The 14,295-nt window shown below is 68.6% G+C and carries 9 protein-coding genes; 4 read left to right on the forward strand and 5 right to left on the reverse strand.

Annotated features, from left to right (window positions below):
- Nucleotides 1-25 precede the first annotated feature (25 nt).
- Nucleotides 26-2,131 carry a HAMP domain-containing methyl-accepting chemotaxis protein gene (locus M673_RS01665; protein ID WP_061973088.1) on the forward strand — a complete coding sequence of 702 codons (2,106 nt, stop codon included), beginning with the start codon at nt 26-28 and terminating at the stop codon, nt 2,129-2,131.
- A 278-nt stretch (nt 2,132-2,409) separates the two neighbouring features.
- On the opposite strand, the gene M673_RS01670 is transcribed toward M673_RS01665, so the two are convergent.
- The 4 genes from M673_RS01670 to M673_RS01685 all read right to left on the reverse strand — a co-directional run bounded on the left by M673_RS01670 (nt 2,410) and on the right by M673_RS01685 (nt 7,212).
- Nucleotides 2,410-3,417 carry a FecCD family ABC transporter permease gene (locus M673_RS01670; RefSeq protein ID WP_061973089.1) on the reverse strand — a complete coding sequence of 336 codons (1,008 nt, stop codon included), beginning with the start codon at nt 3,415-3,417 and terminating at the stop codon, nt 2,410-2,412.
- Entirely contained in the window at nt 3,414-4,379 is a 966-nt protein-coding gene (locus M673_RS01675; RefSeq protein WP_061973091.1) for an ABC transporter substrate-binding protein, read from the reverse strand. The genes M673_RS01670 and M673_RS01675 overlap by 4 nt, the downstream gene beginning before the upstream one ends.
- On the reverse strand, nt 4,376-5,194 hold the full coding sequence (locus M673_RS01680; protein WP_061973093.1) for an ABC transporter ATP-binding protein: 819 nt from the start codon (nt 5,192-5,194) through the stop codon (nt 4,376-4,378). Before M673_RS01680 ends, M673_RS01675 begins: the two co-directional genes overlap by 4 nt.
- A 200-nt stretch (nt 5,195-5,394) precedes the next feature.
- Complete coding sequence (locus M673_RS01685; RefSeq protein ID WP_061973094.1) at nt 5,395-7,212, reverse strand: GGDEF domain-containing protein; 1,818 nt, start codon at nt 7,210-7,212, stop codon at nt 5,395-5,397.
- 208 nt (nt 7,213-7,420) lie between these two features.
- On the opposite strand from M673_RS01685, the gene htpG reads away from it, so the two are divergent.
- The 3 genes from htpG (at nt 7,421) to M673_RS01700 (ending at nt 12,941) form a co-directional block, all read left to right on the forward strand.
- The gene (htpG, locus tag M673_RS01690; RefSeq protein WP_061977560.1) at nt 7,421-9,304 is read left to right on the forward strand and encodes a molecular chaperone HtpG; all 1,884 of its coding nucleotides are present in this window, start codon (nt 7,421-7,423) and stop codon (nt 9,302-9,304) included.
- 311 nt (nt 9,305-9,615) lie between these two features.
- On the forward strand, nt 9,616-10,620 hold the full coding sequence (locus M673_RS01695; protein ID WP_061973096.1) for a LacI family DNA-binding transcriptional regulator: 1,005 nt from the start codon (nt 9,616-9,618) through the stop codon (nt 10,618-10,620).
- A 113-nt stretch (nt 10,621-10,733) separates the two neighbouring features.
- Nucleotides 10,734-12,941: a TonB-dependent siderophore receptor gene (locus M673_RS01700; RefSeq protein ID WP_244493185.1), complete on the forward strand. Its 2,208-nt coding sequence runs from the start codon at nt 10,734-10,736 to the stop codon at nt 12,939-12,941.
- A gap of 79 nt (nt 12,942-13,020) precedes the next feature.
- On the opposite strand, the gene M673_RS01705 is transcribed toward M673_RS01700, so the two are convergent.
- Nucleotides 13,021-14,286: an ABC transporter substrate-binding protein gene (locus M673_RS01705; RefSeq protein WP_061973098.1), complete on the reverse strand. Its 1,266-nt coding sequence runs from the start codon at nt 14,284-14,286 to the stop codon at nt 13,021-13,023.
- Nucleotides 14,287-14,295: the final 9 nt, after the last annotated feature.

Raw genomic sequence — 14,295 nt, forward strand, 5'->3', positions numbered from 1 at the left:
CGGCCAGTGCCGGAGACGAGCTCCCATGCGTCTGAACATCAAGCTCAAACTCGGCGCGAGTTTCGGGGCGACCCTCCTCTTGACGGGTGCGGTCGGTTACTTCGGTGTCTCCTCGCTGGCGAGCACGAACGCCATGCTGCAGGACTTCGCGCAAGGGCCGTTCCGGCAGGTGGACGGCACCAAGGGGATCGCGACCTCGCTGGAAGTCGTGCGCCGGGACATCCTGACTTCCTTCTTCACGTCCGATCCGGAAAAGCTCAAAGGGACTGCCGCCGAGTATCAGGAGAACTGGCAGTCGATCGAGACCACGCTGGCCGACATCCTGCGCACCATGCCCGCCGAGGACCGCAAGGCCTATGCCGATGTCGAGCCGATGATCGCCGAACTGAAGGCGGCGTCGGACGCCGCCTTCGAGGCGGGCGATAAGGCCGATGTCTCGGCCTCTCAAACCGCCTTCCTGACCACGGACCAGCCCGTGGCCGGCATGACCAGCGGTCTGAAGGCGCTGCAGAACGGATTGTCGACCACGAGCGTCGATGCGCTGACGGCGCGCGAGGCGCTTCAGGGCATCGCGACGGCGGTTCTCGATGCACGCGTCCAGATGGGACGCGCGCTCGCGCTTTCGGACGACGCCGAGATCGCGCGCTCCAGCGAACGGCTGAACGCGCTGGACGAACAGATCCGCGCGAGCCTCGCCGCGCTGGCCACGCGCCATCCCAAGCTCGCCTCCAGCGTGCCGGGCCTACGGGACGCCTGGGCCGAGAGCTTCAAGCTGATGCGCGCGGCCACCGATGTCGGCGTCGCGAACTGGCTCGCCAAGGCACAGACGCTCGCCGACACCAAGCAGGGTCCGATGGCGGTGGCGGCGGCCCAGCGGCTGGAAGAGCTGGCGGCCGGGGCCTCGAAGTCGGCCGAAGCCTATCTCGCGCGTTCCGCCAGCGCCTATGAGTCCATGCGTCTGATGCTGCTCGGCCTCGTCGCCGGCGCGGTGGTTCTGGGCGCCGGGGCTGCGGCCTGGATCGCCCTGTCCATCTCGCGGCGCCTGAGCAAGGCGGTTCGCCTTGCCAACGCCATCGGCGAAGGCGACGTGTCGCAGCGCGTCGCGGCAGGAAAGGCCGACGAGCTGGACGACCTTCTCGGCGCCATGAACGCCATGAGCGTCAAGCTGTCGGACTATGCCACCGTGGTGGCCGCCTCGTCCGACCAGGTGGCGTCGGGCTCCAGCCAGTCGGCCACGACGGCCGAGCAGCTTTCGGCGGGCTCCAGCGAACAGGCCGCCGCCTCGGAAGAGGCTTCGGCCGCGATCGAGGAAATGAGCGCCAACGTGCGCCAGAACGCCGACAACGCCTCGACCACCGAGAAGATCGCCGTTCAAGCCGCCGCCAGCGCCGAACGCTCGGGCAAGGCCGTGACGGCCTCGGTGGAGGCGATGCGCGTGATCGCCGACAAGATCCGCGTCGTTCAGGAAATCGCCCGCCAGACCGATCTTCTCGCTCTCAACGCCGCGATCGAGGCGGCGCGCGCGGGCTCGCACGGCAAGGGCTTCGCGGTGGTGGCGTCCGAAGTGCGCAAGCTCGCCGAGCGCTCGCAGTCGGCGGCGGCCGAGATCGGCACGCTATCGACGCAGTCGCTTCTGACCTCCGAGGAAGCCGGGCAGATGCTGAATGCGCTTCTGCCCGACATCCAGAAGACGGCCGAACTCGTGTCGGAAATCTCGGCCGCCTGCCGCGAGCAGTCGATCGGCATCGACCAGATCAACCAGGCGATCGGCCAGCTCGACCAAGTGACGCAGACCAATGCCGGCGCGGCCAACGAAATGTCCGCGACCGCCGAACAGCTTTCGGCCGAAGCGCGCCGTCTGCAGGAGAGCGCCCGCTTCTTCAAGCTCGCCCCCGGCGCGGACGTGCCGTCAGCTCCCGTCCAGGCGGCGGCCCCGGCCGCCCCCGCGGCTTCGCCGGCTGCCCCGCGCGTGGAGACCGTCCACGCGCTTCAGGCCAAGGCGCAGAACTTCGCCGAGACGCAGGCCCCCAAGCGCGCCGCCGCCCCCGCCAAGAGCGCCCCGCCCGTCGCGGCCAATGGCTTCGCGATGGATTTGGACGGCGATGGTGATTTCGAGAAGATGAGCGCTTGAGAGCCAATTGTCCCGGCGTTTTTGAGCGGGTCATGGTTCAGCGGCGGTGGCGTCCTCGATCGCCGAACGCGGGGAACTCTGACTTCGCCCAGCGCGACAATCAGGAACGCCCTCTCCTGTTTCACGTGAAACAGAATTGGAGCGAATTTTCTTCGCGCAGACGACGAACTACAAAGCGCTGAACGCAGACCGCTGAACGCAGACCAAAGACCCATAGTCAATCGGGGTAAGCATCGCCGCAAGGCTACCGCGTCTGCCCACTAGCGCCGGCCGCGCCCTCAGCGGCGCAGGACCAACGTCAGCACGAAGGCGGCGCCAAGCGCCGAGGTGACGATGCCGACCGGCAGTTCCTGCGGCGCGAGCACGACTCGGCTGGCGAGATCGCTGATGAGGAGAAGGATCGCGCCGATCAGCGCCGAGGCCGCGACGAGTGGCCCATGGCGCACGCCGACCAGCGCCCGCGCCAGATGCGGCACCATCAGCCCGACGAAGCCGATGACGCCCGACAGGGCCACCAGCGCGGCGGTGGCAAGCGCCGAGAGCGCGAAGACGGAGAGCCGCAGCCGGGCCACGTCGATGCCGAGCGAATGGGCGGTTTCCTCGCCGCCGAGCAGCGCGTCGAGCCCGTGCCGGAAGACGATGCCCGTGCCGATCGCCAGCCCCGCGCCGAACAGCGCGAGTGGCAAGTTGCTCCAGCCCGCAAGCCCGAGGCCGCCCGCCGTCCAGAACAGGACGGAATAGGCTGCGCGCTGGTCCCCCGCGAAGACCAGCCACGTGGTCAGCGCTCCGAACAGGAAGGACACCGCGAGGCCCGCGATCACCAGCCGCTCGGGTGCCTTGCCGCCCTCGCGCGACAGGAGCACGAGAACCGCCAGCGCCGAGAGCAGCGCGCCGGCGAAGGCGGCGGCCGGTAGGGTCCACACGCCGAGCCGGTCTCCGAACAGGGTGATGACCGACACCGCGCCGGCCGCTGCCCCGGAGGACAGGCCGAACAGGAACGGATCGGCGAGATCGTTGCGCGTCGTGGTCTGGAGCAGCGCACCGACCACGGCGAGACCGGCGCCGACCGACATGGCAAGCACGGTGCGCGGAAGGCGCAGGTCGAGGACGATGCGCGCCGCCGGGCCGGACAGACCCTCTCCCGCGTCCAGACCCGCCGCCCCGGCCAGCGTGCGCAGAATGGCGCCGAGCGGCAGCGGCGTCGATCCATAGGCGATGCCGGCCAGCGCCAGCGCCAGGAGAAGCGCCGCCCCCGCGCCCGACAGGGCCCATGCGCGGGCCGTCATTTCGCAGCTGGGCCGGCGGCCGGATGCAGCGCCTTGGCCAGGGCCTCCACGGCGTCGATATTGGCGGGGCCGGGTGTGATCTGCTCGTAGCGCAGCGGCAGAAAGCGCTCGTTCTTCACCGCGTCGGTCTCGCGCATGGCGGGGTGGTTCTTGAGGAAGTCCAGGAGCTTGCGGTAGCCCGCGCCGTCCTGGTAGTCGAGCAGCACGAGGAATTGCGGGTTCTTCAACGCCACGTCCTCCCAAGAGGTCGTGCCCCAGCTCATGTCGAGATCGCCGAGCACGTTGGTGCCGCCGGCGGCCTCGATCAGGGCGGTGGGCATAGCGAACTTGCCGGCGGTGAAGGGCTTGTCCTCGCCCGAATCGTAGAGGAAGACCGAGACCGGCGCCTCGCCTTTCACCGTATCGGCGACCTTGGCGATCCGACCCTTCCAGCCCTCCACCAGCGCCTCGGCTTCAGTGCGCTTGCCGAAGATCGTGCCGAGCGCCAGCTCGTCGGTATAGAGCAGGTCCATCGAGGCGCGCGGGCGCGCCTTGTCCACCTGGGCGCAGCTTTCGGTGAGGACATAGGTCTCGATGCCCTTGGCCTTCAGAGTGTCGGGCGTCACCTCGCCGCCGGGCTTCATGCCGTAATACCAGCCGGCGAAGAAGAAGTCGGCCTCGGCGGCGAGCAGCGTTTCCATGGTCGGATATTTCGGCGCGAGCTCGGGGAGCGCGCCCTTGGCGGCGTCGAAGGCCGGGGTCGTCTTGTACCAGCCCGAAACGCCCGTGACGCCCGCCATGTTCGGCTGAAGACCGAGCGCGAAGGCCATCTCGCTCATGTTGAGATCGTGCACCACGGCGCGGCGCGGCGCCTTGTCGAAGGTGAGCGTGCGCCCGCAATTCTCGACACTGACGGGAAAGGCCAGGGCCGGGGCGGCGCTGAGCGTTGCCGCGAAAAGAGCCAGGGGGAAAAGGGTCTTCATGGGAGAATCCTCTGGTCGCAATCAGCATGGGCCGGCGTGTCGAAGACGAGGAGCGGACGCCCCGTGGCCGGGTTGATGAAGGGGAAGCAGTCCATCGCGAAAACCTCGCGCACGATGGGGGCCGAGAGCGCCTCGGCTGGCGCCCCCCGCGCGACGACGCGGCCGCCCTGGAGCACGGCGACCCGGTCCGCGAAGGGCGTGACCAGGGCGAGATCGTGCAGCACGGCGACCACGGTGATGCCGAGCTCGCGCGCCAGCGCCAGCATGTCGGCGCGCGCACGGGGGTCGAGATGGTTGGTCGGCTCGTCCAGAACGAGAACCGCCGGCTGCTGCGCCACGGCGCGGGCGATCGCCGCGCGCTGGCGCTCGCCGCCCGACAGGCTGTCCAGCCGCCGCGCCGCGAGCGCGGACAGGCCGACGCGCGCGCAGGCGCCCGCCACCGCCGCGCGGTCCGCCTCGGGCGATGTGTGGCCGCGATGCGGGATGCGCCCGAGGGAGACATAGTCCCAAACCGTCAGGCGCCCGTCCGGCAGGTCGCTCTGGCCGACCACCGCGACGAGCCGTGCCCGCTCGATCGGGGCGATGGCCGAAAGATCGCGGCCGTCGATGCGGATGCGCCCTGCCGTGGGGCGGAGCCGGGCGAAAAGGAGGCGCAGAAGCGAGGTCTTGCCGGCCCCGTTCGGCCCGACCACCGCCAGCCGCTCGCCCGCCGCGACGCAAAGGTCGATGCCTCGAAGAATGGCCTGCCCGTCGCTTGTCGCGAAATCGACGCCGGCAAGTTCGATGCGGCCGGGCGCGGGCGGGGATGAAGGCATGGACAGGCGGTCTCGAACGCAAAGGCAACGGGAAGGCCCTTAGCGTGTTATACTATAACATTGCAAGCCTGACGTTTTCCGCACGGACGCTCGCTCTGCAGCGGCATGGGGTCAAGCTCCGTCTTGCCCTGCTTGAGGTGCACGCGGGCCAACATAAGCCGCGCGGCTCGGCCGATCGCGATGGTGCGCCTGCGGTCGGTTCAGGCCGCCGGAGGGAGCCGCCGGCGCGATGGCGTGGACGGCGCAGGCTCCGCGCCCGCCCGCCCATCGCCCGGCAGATTGTCCCGCTCCGCGGCGTTGCGCTCCTGAAACGCCGCCTCCATGCCGTCCGCATAGACGCAAAACCGATTCCGGCCCGTGGCCTTGGCCTGATAAAGCGCGATGTCGGCCTGCCGGCACAGCGTCTCGAAGGTGACGCCCTCGTCCCGCAGGACGGCGATGCCGATGCTGCTGCCGATCCGCAGCCTGCGCCCTTCGATCTCGAAGGGCTCCGACAGCACGGCCAGGATCGCCTCGGCCACGGTGCGCTGCACGGCTTCATCGAGATCGATGCAGAGGACTGCGAACTCGTCGCCGCCCAACCGCGCCAGGACGATCTGCCCCGCCACCAGCGCTTCCAAACGGCGCGCGACCTCCACCAGAACCTCGTCGCCGGCATGATGGCCGAACGTGTCGTTGACCCGCTTGAACAGGTCGAGATCGAAGTAGAGCAGGCCCATCTGCCCGGCGCGCGCGCTCTTCATCGCCTGCGTCGCCAGGGCCTCGAAGCGGCGTCGGTTGGCGAGGCCCGTCAGGCGATCCGTCTCGGCCTGCGCGCGGAACTGCTCGAGAAGGCGGCGACGCTCGCTGGTCTGCTGTGCGAGAACGGCGATGGCGGAGAACAGGGTGCGCAACTCGTTGATCGGAACCTGGCTTCCCAGGCTCCGCGCCGGACGATTGTCCGCCAGCGAGACCACCATGTCGCGCGCCGCCATGAGCGGAATGAGGATCGTGGTGCGCACCGAATAAAGAAACCGGAAGGCTAGCGCGAGAAACAGCGCCGAGCAGACCAACGTGAGGAGAAGCCGCGTCAGCGCCTCGCGGCTCTGCGCCTTGAACGTCTCGATCATATGCGACAGGGCGAAGACGCGCAGATCCTCCAGGGGTTTCAGCGTCGGCACGTAGACCGACATGATCACGGCCGGATCGGCGCCGTAGCGCCCGCCTTCCCGTCCCTTAGCGACCAGACGCCTCAGAAAGTTCAGTCCGTCCCCGAAGAAGCGTTGACGAATGTCCTGGGCAAGGCGCCGCGCCGTCTCGTCGTCCTCGAACAGCGTCTGCGTCCGCAGGAGACGCTCGATTTCCAGAAGGCGCCCTTCGGTCCGAACGAAGCGGTCGAGTTCATCGGCGCTCAGCTTCTCGCCCAGCGAAACGGCGGGGATCAAGCCGGAGGCGATCCGTCCGCCGAACTCGCGCAGGTCGCTGGCGCTTTGAGCGATCAGCGTCGCGCCGATCAGAGACGGGTCCTGATGCGCCAGCACCCGAGCGCTGATGTCCAGCACCGACTGGTAGCTGTCCGCCACCGCGATCATGCCGTCGATGGCCTGCCGTGTGTCGGCGGACTGGCGCATGGCGATCGGCAGGGCGGCGACCTCGTCCACCGCGAGGCGCGCCGTCTGAAGCAGGCGTCGCGCCTCGCCGATCCGCTCGCCCAGCGTCAGAAGCACGCTCTGGTCGGTCCAGGTGCGGGGAAGGGCGAGGATCTGTTCGAGCGAGCGGTCCGTCGCCGTGCGGAACGCGGCAAGGCGCGCGGCGGCCGCCTCGTCGGAGCCCGGCTGGATCGACATCATGACGTTGGAGGGGCCGCGCTCGGCCGAGATCCGGTTCGCCGCCGTCAGAAGCTCGCCATAGGCCTCTACGCTGCGCATGTTGCGCTCGGCACGCAAATAGTCGCCGACCAGCGGCCAGACGGCAAGGCCCAGCGCCACAAGCAGGCTGCCGGCGAATCCCGCGAAGGATACCTGCAGCCATCGCTTCAAGGAAACGGTCCTTGCGGGCGAGCCCAACCCCATCGAATTTTCCCGGCGCGCTTTTTCAGCCCGCATGCCTATACGTAAACTCTAAAGATTTCCCCCTTCGCAGCCGCCCCGCGCCGGCACCGCACGGCTTGAAAAACGGCGTGGGCGCCGCCATCTGGCGGCTCGAACCCACCCTCCAACTCCACAGGCAAGCCGTTTGGACGCGACCATGACCCTTGAACCCGCTGCGCCCGAGACCCGTCCCTTCGAGGCCGACGTCGCCAAGCTCCTGCACCTGATGGTGCACTCGGTCTATTCCGACAAGGACGTCTTCTTTCGCGAACTGATCTCCAACGCGGCGGACGCCTGCGAGAAGCTGCGCTTCGAGGCCCTGAGCGACGCCGCGCTGTCGGGCGGCGACCAGCCCTTTCGCATCGAGGTGGTGCTCGACGCCGAGGCCAAGCGACTGGTGATTGAGGACAACGGCATCGGCATGAGCGCTGCCGAACTGTCCGAGGCGCTGGGCACGATCGCCCGCTCGGGGACCAAGGCCTTCATGGAGCGCGTCGCGGGCACGAAGGAGGCCGAGGGCAGCCATTTCATCGGCCAGTTCGGCGTCGGATTCTATTCCGCCTTCATGGTGGCGGACGAGGTCGAGGTCGTCTCGCGCCGCGCCGGCTCGGAGGAGGCGACGCGCTGGCGCTCCGACGGGCTCGGCACCTATTCGATCGAGCCGGCGGAACTTGCCGAGGCGCCGGCTCGAGGCACGCGCGTCACGCTGCACCTCAAGGAAGACGCCGCGCGCTACGCCGACCCGTACACGGCGGAGTCCACCATCAAGGCGCAGTCCGGCCACGTGCCGGTGCCGATCTCGCTGCGCGAGACGCCGGAGGCCGAGCCGCGCGAGATCACCGACGGCGCCGCGCTTTGGCTGCGCCCCAAGGCCGAGCTGAAGCCGGAGGACTACACCGACTTCTACCGCTCCTTCGCCGGCCAGTACGACGAGCCGGCGCTGACGCTGCACTACCGCGCCGAAGGGTTGCACGAATATTCCGTGCTGGCCTTCGTGCCGGAGAGCAAGCCGTTCGACCTGTTCGACCCCGACCGCGCCGGGCGCATGAAGCTCTATGTCCGCCGCGTCTTCATCACCGACGAGGCGGAGATCCTGCCGCGCTATCTCCGCTTCGTGCGGGGCCTCGTGGATTCGGCCGACCTGCCGCTCAACGTCTCGCGCGAGATGATCCAGGAAAGCCCGGCGCTCGCCGCCATCAAGAAGGGCGTCACCAACCGCGTCCTGTCGGAGCTGGAGAAGATCGCGGACAAGGAGCCCGAGCGCTACCTCAAGATCTGGGAAACCTTCGGCGCCGTTCTGAAGGAGGGCATCTACGAGGATTACGGCCGGCGCGCAGCGCTGCTCTCGCTCGCCCGCTTCAAGACCACCGGCTCGGGCGAGGCCTGGCGCTCGCTGAAGGCCTATGCCGAGGCGATGAAGGAGGGACAGGACGCCATCTACTACGCCGTGGGCACCGACGCCGAGCGCCTCGGCGCCTCGCCCCAGCTCGAAGGTTTTCGCGCGCGGGGCGTCGAGGTGCTGCTTCTGCCCGACCATGTCGACAGCTTCTGGGTGACCGGCGGCGTCGAGTTCGACGGCAAGCCCTTCAAATCGGTGACGCAGGGTCTGGCGGACTTGAGCAAGATCGCCCTGCCCGAGGGTGAGGCGGACGGGGCCGAGATGTCCGACGAGGTGGGCGGCTTCATCGCCTATGTGAAGACGGCGCTGGGCGACACGGTGTCGGATGTGCGCGCCTCCGAGCGGCTGCGCGAAAGCGCGGTCTGCCTCGTGGCGCCCGACAACGCCATGGACCGCCAGTTGGAGCGGCTTCTGGCCAGCGCCGGCCGCGCCCCGGCCGCCGCCAAGCCGGTTCTGGAGATCAACCCGCGCCACGTGCTGGTGGAGCGGCTGAGCCGGCTCAGCGAGGCCGAGGCCGACCTGCGCGCGGACGCCGCCCATCTCCTGTTCGACGAGGCGCGGATCGCCGATGGCGAGGTGCCGCTCGACCCGCGCGGCTTCTCAGCGCGCCTCGCCCGCGTGCTGACGCGCGCGGCGGGCTGACCTGCCTCTCGCGCCCCGCCGGACTTGCGGTCCGGCGGGGCGCGTTCCGCAGCGGCGCGGCGAACGGCGTCTGAGTCGTTCCCCCGCTTCGCTGCGAGACGGCCGATATCCACCGACGGAACCCGTCCGGGTTGATGCCTTGGCCAGCTCGCGCGCGTTTCACACGCCTCGCTTGCGTCTAGCACCAGCGGGGGCGGCGCGGACTCGACAAAGCGGATCGGCCCCGCCAAAGCTCCCCTGAGGATGCCCTTCGGGGCATCGGCAGGGGTCGCTCTGATGATGCGGACACGGCGGCAAGACCAGACGATCGCATGGTGAGCTATCGCGAGATCGCCCGCGTCGCCGGCTGTTCGGCGGCGACAGTGAGCCGGGCCTTCAATACGCCGGGCCGCGTCGCGCCACCGCTCCTGCGCGCCATTCGCGAGGCGGAAACGCGGCTGCGCTCGGGCGCGCCGCCGGTGGACCCAACGCCCGCGCGCCAGGGGCGCCTCGTCGGCGTGCTCATTCCCAGCATGGGAAACCCGGTCTTCGCCACCATCCTCTCCGCGCTGCAGCGGCGGCTGCGGCTCGGTGGCTACGGGGTGCTGATCGCCCAGTCCAACTACGAGGCGGAGGAGGAGGGCGAAGCGGTGGAGACGCTGCTGGCCGAGCGGCCGGCCGGGCTGATCCTGACCCTTTGCGACGCCGCGCGGCCGCCGCCCAGCCTCGTCGCCTCGCACCCTCCTTGCGTCTTCCTCCATCAGCCACCGGCCGTTTCCGGCGCTTCGGCCGCCGTGACGCTGGACAACCGCGCTTGCGCCCGCCAACTCACCGATCTGGTGCTGGCGGCGGGCCATCGGCGGCTTCTCTTCCTGTCTGGCAACTTCACCGCCTCGGACCGCGCCCGCGCCCGCTACGAGGGCTTCTGCGACAGCTTGCGGGCCGCCGGCCTGCCGGTTCTGCCGGCGAGCGAGGTGTCCTTCGTCGACGACTACGCCCATGTCGATCTCACCGAAACCATGGAGCGGCATCGGCCCACCGCCATCGTCGCCTCCAACGACCTTCTGGCGCTGGGCGCCATGGGCGCGCTTCGGCGGCTGGGTCTCGCCATTCCCGAGGACGTTTCGGTGGTCGGCTTCGACGGGATCGAACTCGGCCGCCTTGCCATGCCGACGCTCGCCACGATGGAACTGCCGAACCAGGCCATGGGCGCCTGCGCGGCGTCTCTGCTGCTCGACATGGTGGAGCGCGGCGCGCCGTCGCACGGGCTCGACCTGCCCTTCGGCTACCGTCCCGGCGGCTCGCTCGGCCCGCCGCCGCCGGAAACTTCGGCGTAGCATATTTGCATCACACAGGGTCGCGCGCGAGAGATCGCGGCCGGAAGGCGCTTTTCCTAAGGCGATAATATGACTAACACGGTCATATTATCGCCTTACGTGAGTGGCTTTCCATGCGCGCTTCCCCCTCCATTCCCCCCGCCGTCCGGTCGCTTCGCCTCGCCGCCCTTATGGGCTCGACGGCCCTTCTGGCCCTCGGCACGGCGGTGCTGGCGCCAGGCGCGGCGATGGCGCAGGACACGGTGGTTCTCGACACGGTGACGGTGGAGGGCAACGGCGAAGCCGGCAACGGGCGCACCGGCCCCGGCGGCGTCAACGAGCAGGAAGGCTTCGTCGCCAAACGTAGCGCCGGTGCCACCAAGACCAACACGCCGCTGATCGAGACGCCGCAATCCATCTCGGTGGTGACCAGCGACCAGATCGAGCGGCAGGAGCAGCGCTCGATCCGCGCCACGACGCGCTATACCGCGGGCGTGACGCCGGAGATCACCGGCGGCTCCGATACGCGCTTCGGCGGCTTCAACATTCGCGGCTTCGACGCCACGGCCAATTCCAGCTTCATCGACGGGCTGCGCCTGCCCTCGACCTCGATCATCAACTTCCTCGGCCTCGATCCCTATGGTGCCGAGCGCATCGAGATCCTGAAGGGCCCCTCCTCGCCGCTCTACGGCCAGAACGGGCCGGGTGGCCTCGTGAACTACGTCACCAAGAAGCCGACGGAGACGCAGCTTCGCGAGGTGCAGGTGCTCGGCGGCTCGTTCGGCCTTCTGGAAGGGCGCTTCGACCTGTCCGGCCCGATCGCGGACGGCAGCCCCTGGAGCTATCGCCTGACGGGCGTCGCCCGCACGGCCGAGAACCAGGTGGACACGGTGGACGACGACCGGCTCTTCATCGCCCCGGTTCTCCAGTGGCAGCCCGACGCCGACACCACGCTGACGCTCACCGGCAACTACCAGCGCGACCGCGCCGGCTGGGGCCTCCAGTTCATGCCCTATTCCGGCACGGTGACCGACAATCTCGGCCGGCGCATTCCGCGCAGCCGATTCCTCGGCGAGCCCGACTTCGACAATTACGACACGGACATGGGCTCGGTCGGCTGGCAGTTCGACACCAAGCTGAACGAGGACCTGACCTTCCGCCAGAACGCGCGCTATTCCCGCCTGTCGCATTCGGAGCGCAGCGTCTATGGCGGCGGCTATCTGGACGAGGCGGCCGGCATCCTCAACCGCAATGCCGGCTCGGGCGAAGCGGATATCGACACGGTCTCGGTCGACAACCAGCTTCAGGCCGAGTTCGAGACGGGCGTTCTCCAGCACACGCTGCTCGGTGGGCTCGACTATCGCTATACCGGCTACGACGATCTCATCGACATCTACGGCGCCTCGACGCTCAACGTCTTCGCGCCGCGCTACGGCAACCCGGTCGACTACCTCTATACCTACACCGACCGGCATGTTCGGCAGAACCAGACCGGCGTCTATATCCAGGATCAGATCAAGCTCGACCGGCTGTCGCTGACCCTTTCGGGGCGGCAGGACTTTGCCGAGACGCAATCCAACAACCGCCTGACCGATGACGAAAACTCCAGGCGGAGCAACGCCTTCACCGGCCGCGCCGGGCTGATCTACAATTTCGACAATGGCCTCGCACCCTTCGTCAGCTATTCCGAATCCTTCCTGCCGCCGCTCGACACGACCGCCACTGGCGCCCTGTTCGAGCCCGAGACCGGGCGCCAGTGGGAAGGCGGCGTGAAGTACCAGCCGCCGGGCTGGAACGGCTTCGTCACCGCCACGGTGTTCGACATCGTGCGCGACAACGCCATTCGCTACGACGCGGTGGGCGGCACGTTCGAGGCGCGCCAGACCGGGCAGATCACCTCGCGCGGCGTTGAGCTGGAAGGCACGGCGAGCCTCACCGACAATCTCGACCTGCGCCTCGCCTACACCTATCTCGACGTCGAGATCACAAGCGACCCCGATGGCGGCAACGAGGGGCGCATGCCCACCACCATTCCGCACAACACGGTCTCGGCCTGGGCGGACTACACGATCCGCAACGGTTCGATGTTCGACGGGCTCGGCGCGGGGCTCGGCATCCGCTATGTCGGCTCCAGCTTCGGCGACGACGCCAACACGTTCAAGGTGCCGGGCGCGACCGTGGTGGACGCCGCGCTCAGCTACGAGCGGGACCAGTTCAAGCTCTCGGTCAACGCCAGCAACCTCTTCGACAAAGACTATGTCGCCTCCTGCGGCAACCGCGACTTCTACTGCTTCTATGGCGAGGGACGCCGCGTCACGGGCAAGCTGACAGTCGAGTGGTAGGCGCAAAGCGCCTCACCACCGGACATGAAAAAGGGGGAGCGGCCGGGCCGCTCCCCCTTTTTGCATCGATGCGAGGCGTTCAGCGGCGCGGCAGGAGGCGCTGCACTTCGCTCGCGGCGTCCTTGAGCGCGTCTTCCGGGGTGGCCTTCTGCTCCACCACTCGCGACTCGTTGTCCACGATCGCCTGGGTGATGCGCACGCCGTTGGAGCCGGGGAAGGCGAACCAGGGCACCATGATGTCCTTTTGGCGGAGAGCCGCCTGGAAGAGCGGGTTCTTGGCGTAGAAGTCGCCGAGATATTCGGGCGAGGTCGCGGCGAGCTCGTTGGTCGGCACGTAGCCGGTGCCGGGCACGACGGTGGCCGAGCCGAAGGGGCCGGTGGCGAACTTCACGAAGCGCCAGGCGGCGGCCTGCTTCTCGGCGTCGCGCGTCAGGATGACGGCGGCGTTGCCGCCGGTCGGCAGGCGGCCCTTCTCAGCGTCCACCAGCGGCAGGCGCGCGGTGCGAAGCTCGAAGCTCTCGCCGACATTCTTGATCGTGTTGCGCAGCGCGCCCGTGGTCTGGAACGCCATGCCGATCTTGCCGGCGACGAAGGCCTGCTCGCCGGCCTGCTTGGTGAGAACGGGCAGCCCGCCTTCCTTCACCATGCGCGACAGGATGGAGAAGGCCTTTTGCCCTTCCGGCCCGTCGAAGGCGACCGTCTTCATGTCCGGCGTCAGCATGTGCCCGCCGCCGCCGAAGAGCAGCGCGGAGAACATCCAGTCGTCGCTCTGCCAGCGGAAGTCGATGCCCGAGATGCCGTCGCCCAGCGCCTGAATCTTGGCGCCGAGTTGGATCACCTCGTCCCAGGTCTTGGGCGGCTGGTCCGGGTCGCCGCCGGCCCGGCGCACCAGATCGGCGTTGTAGTATAGGATCGGCGTCGAGGCGGCGAAGGCGAGGCCGACCTGCTTGCCGTCGACCTGCGCGAGCTTCAAGAGCGTCTCGGAATAGCCGAGCTTGGCCGGGTCGCCTTCCTTGGCCATGAGGGGCCCGAGATCCACCGGCACGTCGCGCTCGGTCACCATGCGCAGGCGGTTCAGCGCGATGAAGGTGATGTCGGGCGCCTCGGCCGTGCCGACTTGGCGCATGATCGTCTGCACGCCCTGCTCGTAGTTCTCGGACGGGCTGGCGAACTGGATCTTGATGTCCGGATTCTCGGCCATGAACTTCTTCGAGATCGTGTCCATCACGTCTTTGAAGAAGCCGGGCATGGGATAGTGCACGGTGAGCGTGGTCTCGGCCGAGGCCGGCACGACAAAGCTCGCCGCGAGCGCGAGAGCCGCGACCGCTGACTTGAGAGAGATCATGGGTTGAGT

Origin of the sequence: Aureimonas sp. AU20, from assembly GCF_001442755.1 — a bacterium.
GTDB lineage: Bacteria > Pseudomonadota > Alphaproteobacteria > Rhizobiales > Rhizobiaceae > Aureimonas.